Consider the following 18,664-nt stretch of genomic DNA (forward strand, 5'->3'; position numbering starts at 1 on the left):
CAGGACGTACATGAAGCTCCTCATTCCCCTCCTGGCCCTGTCCATCGCCGCGCTGTCGGGTTGCGCGAACCTGAGCGCGTTCAGCCGCGCCGACGACAACGGCGACGGCCGCGTCAGCCAGGCCGAAGCCGCCGGTTCCGAAGAGCTGGGGGCCGTGTTCAGCAGCGCCGACGGCGACCGCAACGGCGTGCTCGACGCCACCGAATTCGCCGTCGCCGAACAGCTCATCGCCGGCTGGAAGGCCGCGCATGGCGAAGGCGGCGATCACGGCGGCAGCGCCGCACATTCACACTGACAGGAGCAGACCGATGCATACCTCGAAAACGATTTCCCTCCTCGCGCTGCTGGGCCTGCTGAGCGCCTGCGGCGGCCTGCGCAGCTTCCGCGATCTGGACGCCAATCAGGACGGCCGCATCGATCGCGTCGAGGTCAGCCAGTCGCCCAAGGTCGCCGACCTCTTCGACTCCGGCGACGACGACGACAGCGGCGACCTGGAGCCGGCGGAGTACGACTCGATCGTTCTCGTCCTGGAGCGCGAACACCGCAACGTGCCGCGCCGATCCAGCGGCGGTGGAAACGTCGATGTGGGGCACTGAGATGCGAGGCTGCGTTCGGCACCTTCCCTGTATTCACCCGGCCTTCCGACACCATGAATGATCCGCAAGCGCCGCGCGCGCCCGAGCCGCGCTCCCGACTCAAGACGCTGCTGCTCGCGCTGGCACTGGTTCTGGCGACGCTGGCCTTGATCGCCAGCCAGGAGGCGCGGATCAAGCGCCTGGCTTCCCGCTGGGCGCAAACCGACACCGCAACCTCGCCAGCGCCTTCGACCCGCGACGGGCCGCTCACCGTTCACGACGCGCCCTTCAGCACCCAGGGCCTGAGCGTGACGCTGGCGCCCGGCGAGGGCGCGGAAATCCTGGCCTCAATGGGCGCGGGCGATGCATTCGTGTTCGCCTGGATCAGTCGCGGCGGAGCGGTGAGCGTTGACCTTCATGGTGTCGAGCGCGACGACGAGTCCGATGCCTTCACCAGCTTCCACGAAGCGGAAACGACGCAGGACGGCTTCGGCCACTTCGTTGCGCCGTTCGACGGCACCCACGGCTGGTACTGGCGTAATCCCGGCGATGCACCCGTGACCATCAGCGTCACCGTCAGCGGCTATTTCGACGAGCTGTTCGTGGAGAATGGCGAGCATTCCGAGGCACCGGGCCTGCATGGTCCGTCGCAGACGAAATGCTGCGCGACGCTGCGGACGAGATCGGGAGCGTCGATCTAGCGCGGCAAGGCCATCGGCAGGCAGTCGCTGACGCGCCTTCGGGGTCCACGCAGCGAACCGGCTGCGTGCGGTCGAAATCGCTTGACTCTGGACCCGGGTCCAGCGTTTACGATTCATTCCGTCGCACGAATCCCCGAACGAAGAGACCGGAAAACGGTCTCTCCTGACACAGACCGCACGAGCTTTCCGAACGATCATCCTCCCCATGTTGCGCCGCCTCCTCGTCCTCTTCTTCATCCTCACGAACCTGACCGCCCAGGCGGGCGTGGCGTATTCGTGCGCGATGATGGGCGGCGCGCCGGTTGTCGTGAAGCAATGCTGCTGCGACCCGGAACTGCGAACCTCGACGTGCCATGAGTCGCGGTCCGGCGCGGGCTGCTGCCAGCAGGTGGTGGATGTTGCCGACGGCCCGGGCGATCAGGTCGGTGCCGTTCACGAGCCGTCCCAGCTTCCCGACTTCAAACCCCAGCCGCTGCCGACGCTGTTCGCGCTGTTCGTGGCGCCGGCTTCCCACCAAGCAGTCTGGGATGCCTCGCGCGATCACGGTCTCAACGGGACCGATACCTACCTGCGCACGCAGAGATTGAGGCTGTAGCAAGCCGCGTTTCGATCGAGGCCATCGGCCTCGAGTGACTCCCGCGCACGACACCCGTCGGCGCGATTCATTCCTGTCGAAATGTGAGGTTTGCCATGTCTACCCCTCGTTCATCGCGTGCTTTCGCACGCCTGCTGCTTGTCGTCTCCCTCGGTCTGACCGCCACCGCCCAGGCCCACGGCCCCCGCCACGCTTCGGCGCTCATCGAACCGGTGCCGCAAAGCACCGCGACGGAGTGCCGCGGCACCGGCGACGCCATCGCCTACACGCCCGGTCCGCGCAGCAGCGCGGTACCGAGCGCCAGTTGCCGCACGCCGGGCGAGACGGCCTCCGTGTCGCCCGCCGCGCAAGGGCTGATGGCCTACGGCCCGCACGGCAGTGCTTTCCTGAAGTAATCCCTGTCGAGACCGCGGATTCCCCGCTGGTCTCCTGAACCCCATTGGAGATACCCCATGTCTACGATTCATACCTTCCGTCGTTTCGCCTTCCGCACCGCGGCCGTCCTCGTCCTTGCGGCTCCGTCGCTGAGCTTTGCCGCCGACCGCAACTGCGATCCTCCGTCCGAGTCGAGCGGCACTCACCTCCCGGCGACGGGTTCGCACGAAGCCTGGAAGATGGCCAAGTTCCCCTGGCTGTACAGATCGCCTGCGGCGGTCGACTCGACGCCCCGCCACTTCCCCGAACCCGGCTCGGCCGAGGCGGTGATGATGTGGAAGACGCCGTACCTCATGCACAAGACGACAGCCGTCGCGCAGGACAGTGAGGGCGGCAAGCGCTGGCCCGAACCGGGATCGGCCGAGGCGCTGAAGTTCTACAAGACGCCGTATCTGATCGACCGCCCCGCAGTCGAGTCCTGCAAGTAATGTGAAGCCTTGCGCCCCTCCGGCGGGTCGATACCCGCCGGAGGGGCGCTGTTCATTGCACAGCGTTCCGGCAGACGGCGATTCGAGGTTCGGTGTTTCCGCTTCCCATCGAATCGTTGTTTCAGGTCAAAGTCCGGGCCAGGATTTCGGGTTACTTGCGCCTGGTGAACCGCCTGGCCAGGAAGAAGCTCAGCGGAAACAGAATGAGGAGCTGTGCCACCGGCAGTGCGGAAATCGAAGTGCCGGGCAGTCGCGGAGCGGCATCGGTGTAAGCCCAACGCCCGGTGTTCAGCGCATAGATCTCGAAGCCGACGCTCATCACCAGCGCCATCCCCAGCAGTATCAGCCACACCCCCGGCGACCACGGCCGGAGCGGCCATGACGCGCCGTGCAGCGTGGACACTGCGCCGTAGGCCAGCAGCGTCAGCAGCACATCTCCCAGCGTTGCCCTGAGCATGGCGGCGGAGGTGGGCGGAGAGAGGCCGTGAACGAAGAAGGGCTTGCACTGCACCCATTCCCAGATCCAGTGCAGCGGAAAGCTGACCAGCGAAAGAGCCATCAGGAAGACTGCGAGCTGTTGCCTCGTGGTCACGGCGTGCATGGTGCCTTCGATTTCCTGGCCGCGAATTTTGTCGAGGCGACTTTGGGCCGTTGCAGATGCCAAGGTCCTCAGCTTATCGAAAGGTGCATGCCTAGCGAATCGTTCGCCGCTGTGCGTCCGTTTCTCGGAACGGCCATAGCAGCTGCGCCGTGTACTGTTCCGGCATCGTGTTGTCTTGCAGTCCGATCTCTCCTTGCGCCGGGCTGCGCGGTGCATCGTGGAACGTGCCGAACAGTCGATCCCAGATCAGGAACACCTCGCCGTAGTTGACCTGCGCATCCTCGAACTCGCGCTTGTGATGCCAGCGGTGCATCTCTGCGACGCCCAGCAGATACCGCAGAGGTCCGAGCCGGTAGTCGAGGTTGGCGTGCTGGAACGCCAGATGCACGCTCATGAAGCTCAGCCACGCACCGACCGCGATGGGCGTGGCACCGAGCGCGAGCAGCGCGGTCAGGCCCGGCACCGCGAGGACCAGCGCCGACAGCGGATGGCGTCGCCCGCCGTTGAGCCAGTACAGCCGCTCGGAGCTGTGATGGATCGCGTGCAGACGCCAAAGGAATCCATGCGCGTGACTGGCGCGGTGCATCGCATACAGGCCCAGGTCGAGAATCGCGCCGGCCAGCAGGACCTGCGCCCACATCGGGGCAGCGCCCGGCCACAGCGCGCTGGCTTCCGGCAGCAGCGCGCGCAAGCCGAAGGCCATGGCAACACCGGAATGGATCAGCAGCGTGCTCACGATCAGGTGCAGCGCATCCACGCGCGTGTCGCCCGCGTGATCGCGATTCCAATCCGGCTCGAACGGTGCGATGCGTTCGAGTAGCGCCACCGCCGCGATGCCGGCGAACGCGATCAGCGGAAACGTCGGCCAGTACGCGATGCCCCGACTCGCGAGCACGACCAGCAGCAAGAGGATGCTGCCCGCAAGCGCGGGATAAGCGAGGTAGCGGATCAGGGTTTTCATTGCGGGTTCCGGTGCATCTCCTTTGTATTGGAAGCATGCGAGCCGGACACCGCTACGTCTTGAACGAACGGACTACCGGCCGAGCGCGGCCATCATTCCCGGTGTGATGCCGAAGTGTCGGCGCACGGTGCGGGTGAAGTGCGCGGCATCGGCGAAGCCGCCGGACAGGGCGGCGTCGGTCAGCGACTCGCCGTGCATCACCGCCGCGATCGCGATCAGCAGTCGCCGCCAGCGCAGATACGGTCGGAGTGCCAGACCGGTGCGCGCGCGGAAACGATGCTGGAAGCGGCTGGCCGACAACCCCGCCGCCTCGGCGAGCTGCGTGGCGGAGACGGGCCGTTCGAGACGCGAGGGAATCGAGGCGATGATGCGGTCGATCACGGGATCGGGCCTCGATGCCGGTTCAGACTCCACGCTGGGTTCCAGCGCGTGAACGAGCACACGGTCCGGCTGCGTCGCCGGATCGGCTTCGAACGCTCGCTGGATCGCGATTCTCTCGGCGTCCGTCAACTCGCGAACGCCCTCGCTCAGGGCCAGACGCAAGCGGGCACCGCTCTCCGATTCCGGCTCGACATAGATCAGCGTCACCCGCTCCGCGCCGGGTGCGAGCGCATGTGCGAGGTCCGGCCCGATCATCAGACCTCGCACCTCCTGCCAGCCGCGCTGCGACGTCCACACGCGCTTCGGCGCATCCGCGAGCAGTACCTGGATCGCGTGATGGGCATGCGGCCGGTTGTCACCGGCCGCGCCCGTGAACAGGCCCCAGCCCAGGCCCATGCGCGCCGCGCCCTTCCAGCCTGCGGCCATTCAGATCCTCAGTGGCAAGGCTGCTTGATGCTGCGCTTGAGCAGCCACCAGTTCACCGGCCAGGCGGCGACGAAGCCGGCGGGCAGCGCGAGGAGATATCCAATCCAGAACTGCGGCGCGAAGATGGAGCCGGCCGTGACGCCGCCGACGTGGTAGTCGGTGAAGTTCATCGCGAACTCCATCACCGCGATGGAAATCGTCTCGCCCAGCCACAGCGTCCTGAACGCCGCGCCCCAGCTCATGCCCTGCTTCACCAGCGGCCACAGACCGAGCGTGTAACCGCTGACGAAGCCCAGCGCGGTGGCGAGCGCCATCGTCGCCCAGGGATTCAGGCCCAGCGACACGCCGATGGCGAGGCCAATGAACTCGCCGATGGCGCAGCCCGTGAGACAGTGAATCGTCGCCGAGGTGGTCAGCCCGAACATCGAGCCGCCGCCGTGACCGGCGTGGCCGTGATGCGCGTGATGTGCGTGATGCGCTGACGCGGGCGGGGCCGCCGCCTTCGACGCACAGTGAGCCTCGGCAGGCGCTTCGACCTTGGGCTTGGCGTGGCAGCAGGCGGCGCCGTCAGCGGCGGGTGCGTGAGGATGTGTTGCGTTCATGGGATGACTCCGTAGGCATTGCGAGAGAAACCGCCTGCACGCCCTCGATGATCGGGCAGCCGGCGACCGGTCCGCTGCCGCAACACTGCGCTTCCAGTGCGACGAGGGCGTCGCGGATGGCGCTCAGTTCGCGGATCTTGCGGTCGAGGTCTTCGATGCGTTCCCGTGCCTTCGCACGCACCTTCGCGCGCGGTCCACCACCGTCCTGCAGACGCAGTAGCTCGGCGATGTCTTCCAGCGTGAAGCCGAGCGCCTTGGCCTGGCGAATGAAACGCAGCCGGGTGACGTCGGCTTCGCTGTACAGGCGATAGCCGCTGGCCGTGCGTTGTGCGCGCGACAGCAGGCCCTCGTGCTCGTAATAGCGCACGGTGTCGATGCTGACGCCGGCCGCTTTCGCGGCATTACCGATGGTGGTTTTGGACATGGGGGCTTTCTCCAACCTCGCGGTCATGCTGCGGTCTGGAGCCTACTCCAGGGTCAAGACCGTTGGTCGGTACTCTGGGCGTCGGGCGAGTGCTCGTCGCCGCAACCAGACCGGAACCGCCTGCTCGGCAGACTGAAAGGGCCGGACGCTTGCCGCGCAGTCATCGCAGGATTCCGGTCTGCACGATTCGCCGGGTCAGCGCGCGTGCGAGGGGAAAGCTGAGCGGGAACAGGACCAGCAACTGCGCCGCCGGCAGCACCGAAATCGGCGTGCCGAGAAACAGCGGCGCAGCGTCGGTGTACGCCCATCGATACGTCTGCAAGGCGTAGGTCTCAACGGCGATGCTCAGAATCAGCGCTACGACCAGCAGCGCAATCCATACCCCGAAGGTCCAGTTCCGCAGCGGCCACGAAGCGCCGTAAACCGCGGCCACCGCGCAGTACGCGATCAGGGTCAGCAACACATCGCCGAGTGTTGCGATCAGCATCGAAGCCAAGGTCGGGGGCGCCGCGCGATGCACGAAGAATGGCTGGCACTGGATCCATTCCCAGGCGAGGTACACCGGAAAGCTGATCAGCGCAAGCGCGGCCATCAAACAGGCAGGCGCTTTCCAGTTTGCGAGGGCGGTCATCGGCAATCGCGTCCGGGGAGATTTGGAACGATCTGCCCGCAGCGTGGCTCGATTCGATGGAGTAGTCATTCGGTCGGCGCGACGCTTCGAGTCATCGCGAGTCTTCCGGAAGCAGTGCGGCGCGCGAACGCCCAAGTGCATCTTGCGGTAGTGACTTCCCCGCAGGTTCTCCGCGATAATCGCGACCGTCACGTAGGCAAGCACGGGCTTCGAGTCCATGTGGTACCGGGAGTGACGCAAGCCCCGGTCACTGTCTCCATGCGGTGTACCGGACTGCTGTCCTGATTCCACCGGTACTCTCAATGCCTTCGTTTCGCTTAACGCCGTTCGCGGCTGCTCTCCTTTCCTCCCTGGCCTGGCCGACTGTTGCGCAGTCGGCCGATTCCGACCCTGCCGTCACGCTTGAAACCATCGAGGTTCGCGGCGACGCGCCTGACGGTGACAGCTACCACAGCAGCTCGAGCAGCACCGCCACGCGCACCGACACTCCCCTGGTCGATGTGCCGCAATCGATCACAGTGGTGACCCGCGCGCAGGTGGAGGATCAGTCCGCGCAGAACCTCGCCGACGTGGTGCGCTACGTGCCCGGCGTCGGCATGGCGCAGGGCGAAGGCAATCGCGAAGCACCGGTGTTCCGCGGCAACGTGAGCACCTCGGATTTCTTCGTCAACGGTCTGCGCGACGACGTACAGTATTACCGCGACCTCTACAACATTGAGCGCGTGGAAGTCCTCAAGGGTCCCAACGCCATGATCTTCGGCCGCGGCGGTGTGGGCGGCGTGATCAACCGCATTACGCGCGTGGCCGATGGCCGCAGTCATGGAGAGGTGTCGCTTCAGGGCGGCAGCTTCGACAACAAGCGCGCCACGTTCGATTGGGGCCAGGGATTCAACCCCAACGTAGCCGCGCGGGTGACCGGCGTGATCGAGGACAGCGAGAGCTATCGCGACGATGTCGCGCTCGAACGCCGCGGGGTCAATCCCACGCTGCGCCTCGTGGTCGGACCCGCCACAGCGGTGACGCTCGGCCACGAATATTTCTTCGACGAGCGCGTGGCCGATCGCGGCGTGCCCTCGCGCAACGGCAAGCCGTTCGATACCGACGAATCGACGTTTTTCGGCGATCCCGGAAACAGCCCGACCGGCACCGAGCTCAATGTCACCAGTGTGACGCTGGATCACGACTTCGGCGGCGGCCTGACCCTGGTCAATCGCACGCTTTACGGCCGCTACGACAAGTATTACCAGAACGTATTTGCCAGCGGCCCCGTCGCGGCGGACGGCACGGTGCCGTTCCAGGGGTACATCGCGACGACGGAGCGCGACAACCTGTTCAACCAGACCGACCTGGTCTACAAGCTCGAGACCGGCGCCGTCGAGCACATCTTGCTGGCGGGTGCGGAGTTCGGCCGCCAGCTCACCGACAATCTGCGGCTCAGCGCGCGCTTCACCGATGGCGCGGATGCCGATGCCGATCCGGACAGCACCTTCATCGCAGCGGCGAGCAGCCCCAATTTCAGCGAACCGCTCGTGGCCTTTGTGCAAGGCGGATCGAGCGACGGCAACAACGAGAACGAGACCACCATCGCCGCGGTGTATCTGCAGGATCAGCTGTCGTTGTCCTCGCAGTTCGACGTCGTGCTCGGCCTGCGCTACGACCGCTACGACACCGAATTCGAGAACCGGCGGACCGACGCCGCGCCGGCGGATCGCCGGATCGACGCCAAGGACGACCTGCTGTCGCCGCGCGTGGGCCTGATCTACAAGCCGATCAAAGCGGCTTCGATCTACGCCAGCTACTCGGTGAGCTATCTGCCGCGCGCGGGTGAGCAGCTCGGCTCCCTGACGCCGACCAACGCCTCGTTCGATCCCGAGGAGTACACGAACTACGAGGTCGGCGCGAAGTGGGATGTGCGGCCCAACCTGGCTCTCACCCTGGCGGTGTACCAGCTCGATCGTGACAAGGTGATCCTGCCGGGCCCGACGGCGGGGACCAGCATCCTCGGGGATGGCGCACGAACCCAGGGCGTCGAGTTCGGCGTCAGCGGGTATGTGACCAAGGCCTGGAGCATCGCCGGCGGTTACGCCTATCAGGACGGCGAACTGAATGCGACCAGCGGCGCCACCGCGCAGGACGGCGCTGACCTTGCGAATCTGCCGCGCCACAGCGTGTCGCTCTGGAACCGTTACGATTTCCACCCGCAGTGGGGCGCCGGGATCGGGGTGTTCAACCGCAGCTCGGTCTTCGCCAGCACCAGCAATGCCGTGAAGCTGGACGGTTACACGCGGGTCGATGGCGCGTTGTTCTACCAGTACAGCCCGCGCTTCCGCGCCCAGCTCAACCTGGAGAACCTCGGCGGCGAGGATTACTTCGTCAACGCGCACAACGACAACAACAGTCTTCCCGGGGCACCGCTGACGGTGCGGGCGAGCGTGACGGCGACTTTTTGAGGCGGTCACGCCGGGCAGCAGGTCAGCAGACGAATGCGGTGGGACGAGCCTCACCGCACTTGTCTCCGCGCTCTACTTCGACGACATCGCGTCCGGCATAACCTTCTTGTGCGCTGCCAGCCACTGATCGAAGGCGGCGAGTTCCTTCTTCTGCGCGGCGTTGATGTCCTTGGCCATCTGCACCATCTGCGGGTTCTTGCCGTTCTTGATCTGGGCTTGCGACATTTCGAGCGCTTTCATGTGATGCATGCGCATATTGGCCGCGAAGTCATAGTCCACATCGCCGGTCATGGACATGCCTTCCATGCCCTTCATGCCGTCCATCTTCATCCCGCCCTTGGAGTCACCCATCGAGGCGGAGGGCATGGTCTTGGTATCGTGCGCCGACATTCCGTCGGCATGGGCCCACATCGGGGTGGCAAGCATGACCGCAGCCGACATCGCTGCGGCGCAGGCCGTTACGCTGGAACGCTTGAAGCGGGTCATCGTAAGTCTCCTGAAGTCACACTGCGGGCGAGTGCCCGCGTGCCTTGGAACCCGCATCCGCCGTGCCCGCTTTGCGTCCCCCACAAAAGTCATGGCCCTGGAAAGAACCCGGGCGAGAGCAGCGGTGCTGCCCGCCCGCGAACTGCACGCTCGCCCAAGGCGTTGCGTGCGCAATGCATGCGGGCCTTTGACCCTTGCGGCCTGCAACCAGGTTCGCTTCGCTGGAACCCAACAGGCCCAATGGCAAAGTGTTGAAGATGCGGCGTGCCGATCAGGCCGCCATCTTCCGACACTCCGCAGCGCATTTGCGGCAGGCTTCCGCGCAGGCCTGGCAGTGGCTGTGCGGATGCTTGGCACACTCTTCGGCGCAGGTTTCGCAGATATGCGCGCAGAGCGCGCACACCTCTTTCGCATGAATGCTGCCCCGTGCCATGAAGCCGGCCGCGAGACGACAGATGGCGGCGCAGTCGATGTCGTTGCGGATGCAGTCCGCCATCATCGCCGGGTCCTTTTCGGCGAGGCAGGCGGTGGCGCAGTGATCGCAAGCGTCGGCGCAGGCATTGCAAGCAGAGATGCAGGATTGATGCTGCTCGTGTGACATGGGGTGTCTCCGGAGGTCGGGCGGGCGGTTGCCCGCGTACGTCGCTCGTCGCAACGGCCGTGCCCGCCGCGCTTCTCTACCTAGCTGAGCCATGGGCCAGAGCGAGCGCCCCGGAAGAGGCGGGCGAGGCAACGCGCACAGGAATGCGCCTTGCGCGCCTGGCAAGGCGACCGACGGTCGATACGGCCATGGCGCGCGCCTGCCTCAGTGTTGGTGGCCGTCTCCGGAGTGTCCGCCGCCACCCGCGCCCGGACCTTCCGGGTGCGAATCGCCGGACGCGCGCAGCACCTCTTGCGCGCTATCGAACTCCCCGCTGCTCAGATAGCCGTCCTGGTTGGCATCCGCGTAATCGAATACCGCGACGAGCGATTCCGCGCGAGCTGCTTCGTCGCGGCTGATCCGGCCGTCGTCATCCGCATCGGTCCGTCCGAATGAGCCGGCGCTGGCACAGGCACCCAGGATCAAGCTGAGCACCAGCGGGACCATCGTTCTGTTTTTCATATATCGATTCACCATCAAGAAAACATTCAGTGGGAGTGCCCGTCGCCGCCGCCGCCGGACCCCGCTCGTGTCCTCGGCGGACCCTCGTGAGTCGAAGTGCGCGACTCCTGCAGGAAGGCGCGCACGTACTCGTACTCTTCTTCGTTCAGCACGCCGTCCTTGTCTTCGTCTGCGGTGTTGTACAGCGATGCCAGTTCTTCAGAGCGCGCCGCCGCCTCGTCGTGGCTGACGGCACCGTCCTGGTTGGCGTCCGCTTCCTTGAACGGCCCGAGCGATGAACAGGCTGACAGCAGCAGGCTCGACGAAAGTGCGGCGATGCGAAGTGAGGTCATGGGAGTTGGAGCGTGGACAATGGAGTGGAAGGGGGATCGGCAACGCGGCATCAGTTGAAATGCCATTGCCAGTTCAGGCGACCAATAAATGTGGACTTGAGCTGTGGGCCATCGAGCGACTGGTAGGCCGGCACACCGGCCTCGAAGTAGAAGCGCTGGTTCTCGACGCCGCTGCCGCCGGAGGGCTGGAAGTTGAGGCCGAGCAGCACGTCGATGCGACGGCCGGCCTGGAGGTTAGGGTCCTTGGTTGGTTCGTCCTCGCGATCCAGCGCCTCGTCCGCGCCCTCGATGTTCTCGATCCGTCGCGCATCGGCACGCAACGAGACGTTGAGTGACTCACTGAGCCGGCGCATTGCCCAGGCATTGATGCGGTACTGGTTGCCGAGGCGGTAGTCGTAGCGGTTCTCGTCGATGCGCAACGTCGGTTGCAGGTCCATGCCCCAGCCCCAGTCCGCCTGCTGCCCGATGTAACTCAGCCCCGGCAGCACCGAGACGGTGCCCGCGCCGAGCTGCATCGGGTATTCGAGGCGCGCGCCGTTGAGGCGCTCGTTGATCGAGCCGGTGGGCAGGGCCACGCCGCCGTTAAAGTAGACGAGGTGCTGGTGGTCGGCGCTCTCGTGCACCGTGTAATGCGCGCGCAGCTCGATGTCGCCGAGGCCATCGGTCTCTTCCTTGAAGCGCTCGCCGTCCACCGTGAGGTGATCCATGTCCTTCACCAGGTAGGGCACCATCGCCATCAGCGACAGGCCCTCGCGCGGCGCGTACATCAGCGTCGCCATGTGCATCTGCATTCGCATCTCGGTCGGCGATGCGAAGAAGGACTGGAGAATCTCGCTGGTCCGGATGCGATCGGAGCCGTCGAGATTGCCGTTCATGCGTTCGTATCCGAACTCGTAGCCGAGCATCCACTTGCCGCTGTGACCCAGCATCACGCCCGCGGGCGACAGGCGCGGCGCGTGGCCGGCGTGCAGCGAGGGCGATGGGGGCGAGGCCAGCGGGATCACCGGGTAGGCATCGGCGCTGTCCTGCGCGGAAGCTGCGAAGGACAACCCGAGCATCGTTGCGGCGGAGGTTCTTGCGAACCAGGTCTTTCTGCGTTGCATCGTTCTCTCTCCAGGGGGACCGCGTTGTTCACGAGGCGGGCAATTCCGCGTCGCGCTTTTGTTCAGGGTTGGACGCCGGCAGCGCCAGGTCCTCGACCGCGGGCAGCGACAGGTACACCGACACGCTTGTGTCGAAGCCCTTGAGGTGCAGCCGGTTGGGCATGCGCGAGAACGGCTGGGCACATTCCGGGACGCTCAACCGGCCCTGCCGGATCACGCCCGAGGTCGCGACGATGCCGCCCGGCGGCGCCTGCTTGAGGATGCGCGCGGCGGTGTTGATGCTCGGGCCGATGAAGCACAGGCCACGCCGCTCGCGCGTGCCGACATGACCGATCACCAGCGGCCCGGCGTCGAGCGCGATCCGCGCCGGCGGCATCAGTGCATTGAGTGCGCGCGCATGCAGGAGCTGGCGACGCAGGGCGAGCGCGGCCGGCAGCGCGTCTGCAACGTCGGAGAAATACAGCATCGCGCCGTCGCCCTCGAAGTCGTGCACGTCGCCGCAGTGCTGCACGGCGACCTGGACCACGATCTCCATGAACGCCTGCACCAGCGCCAGCACGACCTCGGCCGGGCGCGTGGTCACCAGGCTGGTGGAATTCACCATGTCCACGAACAGCACGGCCATGTCGCGGCGCGTGGGCAGCGGGACGCCGGAGAGAAACGCGCGCTCGGCGATCAGCGTGCCGGAGGTGCCCTGCTCACGACCCGCGGGCAGCAGGCTTTCCAGCGGCGTCCAGCGCAGGTCGGGACTCATCACCACCTGCCAGATCGGCAGGTTCGCGGCGCGCCAGGCGGGCAGTCCGCCTTCGAGCACCGAGACGCGCCGATAGCCGGCCTCGATCAGCCACTGCGCCACGCGCGTGCTCGACGCCTGACCCGCGCAGAGGCAGTAGACCGCGATCTCGCGCTCGCGCTCGATGTCGGGAAGCTCGGTGCCGACGGCCTTGAGCACCACGGGGATCGCGCCGCTGATGCCGAAGGGCTGCTTCTGCAGGCTGCCCGGGCGACGCACGTCGAGCAGCAGCAGCGGCTCCGGCCGTTCGAGTCTTGCGAGCAGCGCGTCGGGCGAGATTCGGCCGGGCATCATGCGGCGGCGGTCCGCACGGCGATACCCAGCGGCCTGGCAATCGCCTGCACCGCCTTGAGGCCGGAGCCGAAGCGCGCCATCGGCTCGCGGTTCGTGCGCAGCGCCTCGTAGGGCAGGAAGCGCAGGTCGAGTTCCGCAACGCGGCTGAAGGCGGGCCGCGCGAACTGCGCGCGCACGGCGTCCTCGCGGTCATCCGGCGCGACCAGGAAGTACGCGCTCGCCAGATGATCCGGCAGCCCCAGCGCGAGATCGAGCATGCGCACGATGCCGGAGTAGATGCTGGTGCTGTGCTCCACCTCGAAGGCGGCCGCGACGCTGTCGTGCTCGGCCGACAGCCACAGCACGTCGATCAGCCGGATGGTGTCTTCCGCGCCGCAGTTCGCGATCGGCGCCGGCAGCACGTCGAGACAGCCGTCGCCGAGATGGCCCTGCGCGTAGCCGCGCCCGCGATCGTTGCTCGCCACCCACACGCGAAAGCCCAGGGCATGTCCCAGATCGCGCAGCCAACCCTGCACCTGCGTGTGCGTAAGATCGGCCTCGCAGGCCTGGGCCAGCGCCCGCGTCTCGCGCGTGCTCTCTTCGCGCACGCGCGCGAGGTCCGCCTGCCAGCGCGCGAGTGCCGATGCGTCGGCGGCGTCCGGCGGCAGCGGATAGCGATCCGAACCCACGTCGAACAGGAAGCCGGCGATGGCGCCCAGATCGTTCGACAGCAGGGACCGGTGCGCGGCATTGAGTGCGAGCATGCCCTCGCGCATGGCCAGATACTCGTCCCAGCGACCCAGCTTCACCTTGGCGCCGGTCACGCGGTTGTAGCCGCGCACGATGGCGGTGTTGAACGGCGGCACCAGGGTGGGATGCAGGAAGTACAACAGGTTCGCCGCCGCCGGTCCCAGCCCCTTGATCTTCATCTGGTCGAGCTGGCGGATGGCGGACAGCACCGGCGCCTCGTGCGTGCAGCAGGCACAGGTGTCGAGAAAGCGCCCGAAAGCCTGCTGATTGACGCGGCTCTCGTAGATGTCGGGAATGCGCAGCTTCGGCTTCCAGAGAAAAGCGTGGTCCGCGCCGCGGAAGATCTGCCGCTGCTCGGCAATGGACCCGACCACGGTCTCCAGCGAAGAGCCCTTGTAGACGTTGCCGAAGCGATCCGCCTCGATCTCGGCGACCACCGCCTCGACGCCGCGCCGGATCGAGCGGAAGTTCTTCAGCCGCTCCTCCCACAGGAACCAGCCGAGGTAGGTCGCGCCGGGGTCGCGCCGCCACTGATCCAGCAGCGGGCGCAGCCAGGCGTCGCGTCGCAGGTCGGTCACGGTTGTGGCGAGGCGGCGGGCTTGCGGTCGCCGTGTTCGGCGAAGGTCTGCGCGCTGCCTTCGGCCGTGAACAGTACGGTCTCGTAGGCGTCGCGGCGCTCGCCCTGTTCCATGCCGGGCGATCCTATGGGCATCCCAGGGACCGCGAGGCCGCGTGCGGCGGGCTTGTCGGCGAGGAGCTTGCGGATGTCGCCGGCCGGCACGTGGCCTTCGATCACGTAGCCCTCCACGACGCCGGTGTGGCAGGACGCGAGCGACTGCGGTACGCCGAGCTTGGTCTTGAGCGGATTCATCGCCGTCTCGTTGTGCGCCACGACGTTGAAGCCCTCCTGGCGCAGATACTCGATCCACTTCGAGCAACAGTTGCAGGTGGGGCTCTTCCACACTTCGATGGTGGGCTGGTCGGCCGGCGCCTTGGCACCGCAGGCGGCGATCAGGATGACCATGGCCGTCAGCAGGATTTTGAGTTTCATCGTGGCTCTCCAGGAGCAGGTGATGGGGTGAAGAGACGGCTCAGAATTCAGCAACGACCAGGCAGACCTGTCGGTTCGCGAAGGTCATCTCCATGGCATACCGGACGGCGCGCGCGTGACGGCGGATGTCGGCGAGCAGCGGCAGCTCGAAACCAGGCGCAGCGCCGACCGGCACCGGAATCGCGATGGCGAGCAATGCCGGCCGCAAGGACTGTCGCCAGCAGCGCCAGATCGTGCCGAGCAGCGCGGCGTCGAACGACCGCAGTTCGTCAGCGTCGGTGAGAAAGACCGAGCCGGGCGCAGCCTGCGTGGCGACCCACTCGAGCAATGAAACGCACTCGAAGCGAATCGGGAAGTCGCGATACAGCGCCCGGTTGAGTTGCGTCTGCGTGCGGCTGTCATGCAGCCCGACGTAGCGGACGATCTGCGGCAGCCGCTCGGCGCAGTCGCGCAGCACACGGCCCGATCCACAGCCGATCTCGCACAGGGTGGAGAATTCGCCGCCACGACGGATCAGCACGACCCTGAGCAAGGGAATGAGGGCCGCATGCAGATCGAGCGCCGCGTCCACGTACGGGGGATCGCGTTCCATACCGGGCAGAGGCGAGTCTCGGCTGCTCACGGCGACACCGACGACGACCAGTGGATGTGCGCGATCCGCCAGCCCTGCGGCGAGCGGTTCAACACGATGGTCTCGGTCACTGTCGTCGGCGGCCGCGGGTCCGCTTCGCGCGAAACCAGCCGGGACCGCGTCGTGACCCAGGCGGTGTTCCCATCGACACGACTGTTCTGGCCGAGTGTGTCGACGTAAACCTTGGCAAGGAATGCGATGTCCGCCTTGAGGTGATGGGCGGCATAGTCGTCCCGGGACGTCTGCTGTTCGCCCGCCTCGAAGACGAGAACATCAGGCGCCAGCAGCCCCAGGACCTGCGCAACGCTTCCATCCTGCAGGGCACCGCGAAACTGGTTCACGGTGGCCACGGGGTCATCGAACCCGCCGCCGGCAGCGTGAACCGGCGGCGGCAAGCTCACGAGAGCGACGAGCAGGATCAGGCCAAAGCCGTTCGCTCCGTGCGAAGACCACGGCCACCCGAACGCGCGACGCGGCGCGCGCTCAGTGCGCATGCGCCTCCGCTTGCCCATCGTCCGCCCCGGTCGCCGGGGTTTCCGCGGACGCGCCATGCTCGTCGTGGCCGCTCTCGCCCGGCATGCGCGCGGTGAGGATCTGGTACTGCACGGCGTTGAGCGTCGGCAGCTTCTGCAGGAACGCGACCATCGCCCAGATGCGCTCGTCCTCGTGCGTCGGCCCGAAGGCCGCCATGCCGCTGGCCTTGATGCCGTGCTTGATGATCCAGAACTGGCGTGCGGCGCTGGTCTTCATGTCGCCGTGTCCGCCACCGTCGCCGCCCTCGGCGTGGTGGTGCGCCTCGGCGCTCATCGCCAGATTCGGCGGCTGCGGGTACAGGCCCTGGCTGATGTCAGACCCGGTCTTGCCCGGCTTCAAATGGCAGCCCGAACACATGTCGTTGTAGTCGGCGCCGCCGGCCAGCAGCATCTGCGGATCATCCAGCGGCGGCACCTCGATGTCGCGGATCGCGCGGGCGATGGAACGCTCGCGCAGCGTCTCCAGCGCCCAGTACGTGAGCGCGTTGTGCGGCACGTCTGCGCCCATCGGGTAGAGCCCGGAGTAGAGAAAGCCGAGCCCGCCGAGTCCGGCGAGCAACCCGGCAGCGAGCAGAATCTTCAGCGTCTTCATCGTGCGCCTCGCGCTTACTTACCGTGTTTGGAATGGTCCATGCCTGGCATGGATTCGCCCGGGGGAACCGTGGGCTGCGCCAGCGGGCCGGTGGTGGATTTTCCGTAGGGATCGCGTCGCGGCGGATTGCCGAACGCGGGATCGGCGCTGACCTTGCGAGCGATCTTGTCCTTCGGATACCGATACCAGCCGGGGTCGGTGTAGTCGCCGGGCTTGAGGTTGTCGCGCACCTTGACGATGGTGAACATGCCGCCCATCTCGATGGGCCCGAACTGACCCTCGCCGGTCATCATCGGCAGCGTGTTGTCCGGCCCCGGCAGCCCCATCGCGACATGCCCGCCGTGCTCGGCCATGCCGAACTTTCCCATCGCGCCGTAACCAGGCAGGAACTTGCGCACCTCCGCCTCGACACCCGACTGGTCCACGCCGACCGGATTGGGAATGGCGTGGCCCATCGGCCCCATCGTGTGATGCGCCATGTGGCAGTGGAAGGCCCAGTCGCCGGGTTCGGTGGCGATGAACTCGATGTCCCGCATCTGGCCGACGCCGATGATTTCCGTGACCTCGCGCCGCCACTGGTTGCGGGGCCAGCGGCCACCGTCGCTGCCGGTCACCCAGAACGGATTGCTGTGCAGGTGGATGGGGTGATTCCACATGGAGAGATTGCCCATGCGGATGCGCATGCGCTCGCCGGTGCGCATCACCAGGTTCTCGATGGCCGGGAACACCTTGCTGTTGAAGGTCCACAGATCGAAGTCCTGCATCACCGCCGGATCGGGTCGGTAGGTGCCCGGATGCAGCGCCCAGTTGTGCAGCAGGAAGGCGTAGTCGCGATCGACCGGGACTTCCTCGCCGGCCTTCGGATGGATGATGAATAGGCCCATCATGCCGAAGGCCATCTGCGTCATCTCGTCGGCATGCGGGTGATACATGTGCGTGCCGTGCTGCTTGAGCGTGAACTCGTACGCGAAGGTTTCGCCGGGCTTGATCGAAGGCTGGTTTAGGCCGGCAACGCCGTCGTAGCCCGCCGGCAGGTCGATGCCGTGCCAATGCACGCTGGTCGGCTCACCCAGCCGATTGGTGACCAGCAGGCGCACGCGGTCGCCTTCCACCACTTCGATGGTCGGCCCCGGCGTGGTGCCGTTATAGCCCCAGCACTTGGCACGCGAACCCGGCGCGAACTCGTGCTCGATCTCTTCGGCGACGAGATGAAACTCCTTGACGCCGCCCTTCATCGTGAACGGCAGGGTCCAGCCGTTGAGCGTGCGCACCGGCAGATAGCCCTGCGGGTGGCGCTTGAGCGCGGCGGGCGGTGCGAGTTCCGGCGGCGGGGCCACCGGCTCCAGGGACTTCTCCGGCATCTTCATGCCGGACATGTCGTGGCCCTCGTGCTGGGCCTGCGCCGCGCGGGAGACGCCGGCCAGCAGGCCGGCGCCGCCCACCGCGAGCGCTTGCAGCAGATCGCGTCGGGAAGTCATCAGTGCCCCCCGTGCGCATCGGGCTTGGCTGGCGCGCTGCCCGCCTTGCCGTGATCCATGCCGGCGTGCGCGTCGGCGCCGCCGCACTTGGCCATCATGGCTTTCATGACCGGATCGTTCGCATCCATCTTCGAGTGATCCATGTTCTTCATCGCCGCGCAGTCGGGCGCGGCATTCTTGGCGGCGGCTTCCTTGGCGTGCTCGGCCGGGTCGTGTGCGAAGGCGAGCGGTGCGGCAATGACGAGGGCGAGAATCGAGCAGCGGCGGGTGATGCGGTTCATCGTGAGACTCCTGTGAGCAAGGCGCGGGCTCGCGCCGGTGGAAACGGGT

General features: G+C 66.6%; 26 protein-coding genes. 7 read left to right on the top strand and 19 right to left on the bottom strand.

The genetic code is table 11. From position 1 onward, the window contains the following. Nucleotides 1-10: 10 nt before the first annotated feature. The 6 genes from ACOOHP_RS09965 (at nt 11) to ACOOHP_RS09990 (ending at nt 2,734) form a co-directional block, all read left to right on the top strand. Nucleotides 11-295: a hypothetical protein gene (locus tag ACOOHP_RS09965; RefSeq protein WP_420466269.1), complete on the top strand. Its 285-nt coding sequence runs from the start codon at nt 11-13 to the stop codon at nt 293-295. A 13-nt stretch (nt 296-308) separates the two neighbouring features. Next, the gene (locus tag ACOOHP_RS09970; RefSeq protein ID WP_420466270.1) at nt 309-596 is read left to right on the top strand and encodes a hypothetical protein; all 288 of its coding nucleotides are present in this window, start codon (nt 309-311) and stop codon (nt 594-596) included. A gap of 53 nt (nt 597-649) precedes the next feature. Next, nucleotides 650-1,276: a hypothetical protein gene (locus tag ACOOHP_RS09975; RefSeq protein WP_420466271.1), complete on the top strand. Its 627-nt coding sequence runs from the start codon at nt 650-652 to the stop codon at nt 1,274-1,276. A gap of 205 nt (nt 1,277-1,481) precedes the next feature. After that, entirely contained in the window at nt 1,482-1,871 is a 390-nt protein-coding gene (locus ACOOHP_RS09980) for a hypothetical protein (RefSeq protein WP_420466272.1), read from the top strand. Nucleotides 1,872-1,966: 95 nt separating this feature from the next. Beyond that, nucleotides 1,967-2,266, top strand: a complete 300-nt coding sequence (locus ACOOHP_RS09985) for a hypothetical protein (RefSeq protein WP_420466273.1) — start codon at nt 1,967-1,969, stop codon at nt 2,264-2,266. Between the two features lie 57 nt (nt 2,267-2,323). Then, a complete protein-coding gene (locus ACOOHP_RS09990; RefSeq protein ID WP_420466274.1) occupies nt 2,324-2,734 on the top strand; it encodes a hypothetical protein in 411 nt (136 codons plus the stop codon). A gap of 151 nt (nt 2,735-2,885) precedes the next feature. Here ACOOHP_RS09990 and ACOOHP_RS09995 read toward each other — a convergent pair whose 3' ends face one another. The 6 genes from ACOOHP_RS09995 to ACOOHP_RS10020 form a co-directional block, all read right to left on the bottom strand. Continuing rightward, entirely contained in the window at nt 2,886-3,293 is a 408-nt protein-coding gene (locus ACOOHP_RS09995; RefSeq protein ID WP_420466275.1) for a hypothetical protein, read from the bottom strand. Between the two features lie 133 nt (nt 3,294-3,426). Continuing rightward, a complete protein-coding gene (locus ACOOHP_RS10000; RefSeq protein ID WP_420466276.1) occupies nt 3,427-4,296 on the bottom strand; it encodes a sterol desaturase family protein in 870 nt (289 codons plus the stop codon). A gap of 72 nt (nt 4,297-4,368) precedes the next feature. After that, nucleotides 4,369-5,103: a helix-turn-helix transcriptional regulator gene (locus tag ACOOHP_RS10005; protein ID WP_420466277.1), complete on the bottom strand. Its 735-nt coding sequence runs from the start codon at nt 5,101-5,103 to the stop codon at nt 4,369-4,371. An 8-nt stretch (nt 5,104-5,111) separates the two neighbouring features. After that, nucleotides 5,112-5,705, bottom strand: a complete 594-nt coding sequence (locus ACOOHP_RS10010; RefSeq protein WP_420466278.1) for a DUF4396 domain-containing protein — start codon at nt 5,703-5,705, stop codon at nt 5,112-5,114. Then, nucleotides 5,671-6,129 (bottom strand): heavy metal-responsive transcriptional regulator, encoded by a 459-nt coding sequence (locus ACOOHP_RS10015; RefSeq protein WP_420466279.1) that lies wholly within the window; start codon nt 6,127-6,129, stop codon nt 5,671-5,673. The genes ACOOHP_RS10010 and ACOOHP_RS10015 overlap by 35 nt, the downstream gene beginning before the upstream one ends. A 160-nt stretch (nt 6,130-6,289) precedes the next feature. Beyond that, nucleotides 6,290-6,760, bottom strand: a complete 471-nt coding sequence (locus ACOOHP_RS10020; protein ID WP_420466280.1) for a hypothetical protein — start codon at nt 6,758-6,760, stop codon at nt 6,290-6,292. 302 nt (nt 6,761-7,062) lie between these two features. Between ACOOHP_RS10020 and ACOOHP_RS10025 the strand changes: the two genes are divergently transcribed. Continuing rightward, on the top strand, nt 7,063-9,210 hold the full coding sequence (locus ACOOHP_RS10025) for a TonB-dependent receptor (RefSeq protein WP_420466281.1): 2,148 nt from the start codon (nt 7,063-7,065) through the stop codon (nt 9,208-9,210). Nucleotides 9,211-9,282: 72 nt separating this feature from the next. Here the strand turns inward: ACOOHP_RS10025 and ACOOHP_RS10030 are convergent, their stop codons facing one another. The 13 genes from ACOOHP_RS10030 to ACOOHP_RS10090 all read right to left on the bottom strand — a co-directional run bounded on the left by ACOOHP_RS10030 (nt 9,283) and on the right by ACOOHP_RS10090 (nt 18,615). After that, nucleotides 9,283-9,696, bottom strand: a complete 414-nt coding sequence (locus tag ACOOHP_RS10030; protein WP_420466282.1) for a DUF305 domain-containing protein — start codon at nt 9,694-9,696, stop codon at nt 9,283-9,285. Between the two features lie 271 nt (nt 9,697-9,967). Continuing rightward, nucleotides 9,968-10,195, bottom strand: a complete 228-nt coding sequence (locus tag ACOOHP_RS10035) for a four-helix bundle copper-binding protein (RefSeq protein ID WP_420466283.1) — start codon at nt 10,193-10,195, stop codon at nt 9,968-9,970. A gap of 306 nt (nt 10,196-10,501) precedes the next feature. Then, on the bottom strand, nt 10,502-10,813 hold the full coding sequence (locus ACOOHP_RS10040; protein WP_420466969.1) for a hypothetical protein: 312 nt from the start codon (nt 10,811-10,813) through the stop codon (nt 10,502-10,504). A gap of 11 nt (nt 10,814-10,824) precedes the next feature. Then, a complete protein-coding gene (locus ACOOHP_RS10045) occupies nt 10,825-11,130 on the bottom strand; it encodes a hypothetical protein (RefSeq protein ID WP_420466284.1) in 306 nt (101 codons plus the stop codon). 50 nt (nt 11,131-11,180) lie between these two features. After that, nucleotides 11,181-12,233 carry a hypothetical protein gene (locus ACOOHP_RS10050; RefSeq protein WP_420466285.1) on the bottom strand — a complete coding sequence of 351 codons (1,053 nt, stop codon included), beginning with the start codon at nt 12,231-12,233 and terminating at the stop codon, nt 11,181-11,183. 28 nt (nt 12,234-12,261) lie between these two features. Beyond that, complete coding sequence (locus ACOOHP_RS10055) at nt 12,262-13,320, bottom strand: rhodanese-like domain-containing protein (RefSeq protein WP_420466286.1); 1,059 nt, start codon at nt 13,318-13,320, stop codon at nt 12,262-12,264. Beyond that, on the bottom strand, nt 13,317-14,627 hold the full coding sequence (locus ACOOHP_RS10060) for a type II restriction endonuclease (protein WP_420466287.1): 1,311 nt from the start codon (nt 14,625-14,627) through the stop codon (nt 13,317-13,319). The genes ACOOHP_RS10055 and ACOOHP_RS10060 overlap by 4 nt, the downstream gene beginning before the upstream one ends. Next, a complete protein-coding gene (locus tag ACOOHP_RS10065; RefSeq protein ID WP_420466288.1) occupies nt 14,624-15,100 on the bottom strand; it encodes a DUF411 domain-containing protein in 477 nt (158 codons plus the stop codon). The genes ACOOHP_RS10060 and ACOOHP_RS10065 overlap by 4 nt, the downstream gene beginning before the upstream one ends. A gap of 40 nt (nt 15,101-15,140) precedes the next feature. Then, nucleotides 15,141-15,671: a hypothetical protein gene (locus tag ACOOHP_RS10070; RefSeq protein ID WP_420466289.1), complete on the bottom strand. Its 531-nt coding sequence runs from the start codon at nt 15,669-15,671 to the stop codon at nt 15,141-15,143. A gap of 47 nt (nt 15,672-15,718) precedes the next feature. Continuing rightward, a complete protein-coding gene (locus ACOOHP_RS10075; RefSeq protein ID WP_420466290.1) occupies nt 15,719-16,225 on the bottom strand; it encodes a YybH family protein in 507 nt (168 codons plus the stop codon). Beyond that, nucleotides 16,215-16,856: a c-type cytochrome gene (locus ACOOHP_RS10080; RefSeq protein WP_420466291.1), complete on the bottom strand. Its 642-nt coding sequence runs from the start codon at nt 16,854-16,856 to the stop codon at nt 16,215-16,217. Before ACOOHP_RS10080 ends, ACOOHP_RS10075 begins: the two co-directional genes overlap by 11 nt. Nucleotides 16,857-16,870: 14 nt before the next feature. Continuing rightward, nucleotides 16,871-18,334 carry a multicopper oxidase family protein gene (locus tag ACOOHP_RS10085; protein WP_420466292.1) on the bottom strand — a complete coding sequence of 488 codons (1,464 nt, stop codon included), beginning with the start codon at nt 18,332-18,334 and terminating at the stop codon, nt 16,871-16,873. Further along, nucleotides 18,334-18,615, bottom strand: a complete 282-nt coding sequence (locus ACOOHP_RS10090) for a hypothetical protein (protein ID WP_420466293.1) — start codon at nt 18,613-18,615, stop codon at nt 18,334-18,336. The genes ACOOHP_RS10085 and ACOOHP_RS10090 overlap by 1 nt, the downstream gene beginning before the upstream one ends. Between the last annotated feature and the right edge of the window lie 49 nt (nt 18,616-18,664).

Source organism: Panacagrimonas sp. (genome assembly GCF_965216805.1).
Classification (GTDB): Bacteria; Pseudomonadota; Gammaproteobacteria; order Nevskiales; family Nevskiaceae; genus Panacagrimonas.

What these genes read in the sequence shown, in the direction of transcription:
- ACOOHP_RS09975 (WP_420466271.1), top strand. Translation starts at nt 650, where the DNA reads ATGAATGATCCGCAAGCGCCGCGCGCGCCCGAGCCGCGCTCCCGACTC.
- ACOOHP_RS10005 (WP_420466277.1), bottom strand. Translation starts at nt 5,103, where the DNA reads ATGGCCGCAGGCTGGAAGGGCGCGGCGCGCATGGGCCTGGGCTGGGGC.
- ACOOHP_RS10045 (WP_420466284.1), bottom strand. Translation starts at nt 11,130, where the DNA reads ATGACCTCACTTCGCATCGCCGCACTTTCGTCGAGCCTGCTGCTGTCA.
- ACOOHP_RS09990 (WP_420466274.1), top strand. Translation starts at nt 2,324, where the DNA reads ATGTCTACGATTCATACCTTCCGTCGTTTCGCCTTCCGCACCGCGGCC.
- ACOOHP_RS10010 (WP_420466278.1), bottom strand. Translation starts at nt 5,705, where the DNA reads ATGAACGCAACACATCCTCACGCACCCGCCGCTGACGGCGCCGCCTGC.
- ACOOHP_RS10085 (WP_420466292.1), bottom strand. Translation starts at nt 18,334, where the DNA reads ATGACTTCCCGACGCGATCTGCTGCAAGCGCTCGCGGTGGGCGGCGCC.
- ACOOHP_RS09995 (WP_420466275.1), bottom strand. Translation starts at nt 3,293, where the DNA reads ATGGCTCTTTCGCTGGTCAGCTTTCCGCTGCACTGGATCTGGGAATGG.
- ACOOHP_RS09980 (WP_420466272.1), top strand. Translation starts at nt 1,482, where the DNA reads ATGTTGCGCCGCCTCCTCGTCCTCTTCTTCATCCTCACGAACCTGACC.
- ACOOHP_RS10030 (WP_420466282.1), bottom strand. Translation starts at nt 9,696, where the DNA reads ATGACCCGCTTCAAGCGTTCCAGCGTAACGGCCTGCGCCGCAGCGATG.
- ACOOHP_RS09970 (WP_420466270.1), top strand. Translation starts at nt 309, where the DNA reads ATGCATACCTCGAAAACGATTTCCCTCCTCGCGCTGCTGGGCCTGCTG.
- ACOOHP_RS10090 (WP_420466293.1), bottom strand. Translation starts at nt 18,615, where the DNA reads ATGAACCGCATCACCCGCCGCTGCTCGATTCTCGCCCTCGTCATTGCC.
- ACOOHP_RS09965 (WP_420466269.1), top strand. Translation starts at nt 11, where the DNA reads ATGAAGCTCCTCATTCCCCTCCTGGCCCTGTCCATCGCCGCGCTGTCG.
- ACOOHP_RS10000 (WP_420466276.1), bottom strand. Translation starts at nt 4,296, where the DNA reads ATGAAAACCCTGATCCGCTACCTCGCTTATCCCGCGCTTGCGGGCAGC.
- ACOOHP_RS10015 (WP_420466279.1), bottom strand. Translation starts at nt 6,129, where the DNA reads ATGTCCAAAACCACCATCGGTAATGCCGCGAAAGCGGCCGGCGTCAGC.
- ACOOHP_RS09985 (WP_420466273.1), top strand. Translation starts at nt 1,967, where the DNA reads ATGTCTACCCCTCGTTCATCGCGTGCTTTCGCACGCCTGCTGCTTGTC.
- ACOOHP_RS10075 (WP_420466290.1), bottom strand. Translation starts at nt 16,225, where the DNA reads ATGCGCACTGAGCGCGCGCCGCGTCGCGCGTTCGGGTGGCCGTGGTCT.
- ACOOHP_RS10080 (WP_420466291.1), bottom strand. Translation starts at nt 16,856, where the DNA reads ATGAAGACGCTGAAGATTCTGCTCGCTGCCGGGTTGCTCGCCGGACTC.
- ACOOHP_RS10025 (WP_420466281.1), top strand. Translation starts at nt 7,063, where the DNA reads ATGCCTTCGTTTCGCTTAACGCCGTTCGCGGCTGCTCTCCTTTCCTCC.
- ACOOHP_RS10035 (WP_420466283.1), bottom strand. Translation starts at nt 10,195, where the DNA reads ATGATGGCGGACTGCATCCGCAACGACATCGACTGCGCCGCCATCTGT.
- ACOOHP_RS10040 (WP_420466969.1), bottom strand. Translation starts at nt 10,813, where the DNA reads ATGGTGAATCGATATATGAAAAACAGAACGATGGTCCCGCTGGTGCTC.
- ACOOHP_RS10020 (WP_420466280.1), bottom strand. Translation starts at nt 6,760, where the DNA reads ATGACCGCCCTCGCAAACTGGAAAGCGCCTGCCTGTTTGATGGCCGCG.
- ACOOHP_RS10055 (WP_420466286.1), bottom strand. Translation starts at nt 13,320, where the DNA reads ATGATGCCCGGCCGAATCTCGCCCGACGCGCTGCTCGCAAGACTCGAA.
- ACOOHP_RS10050 (WP_420466285.1), bottom strand. Translation starts at nt 12,233, where the DNA reads ATGCAACGCAGAAAGACCTGGTTCGCAAGAACCTCCGCCGCAACGATG.
- ACOOHP_RS10065 (WP_420466288.1), bottom strand. Translation starts at nt 15,100, where the DNA reads ATGAAACTCAAAATCCTGCTGACGGCCATGGTCATCCTGATCGCCGCC.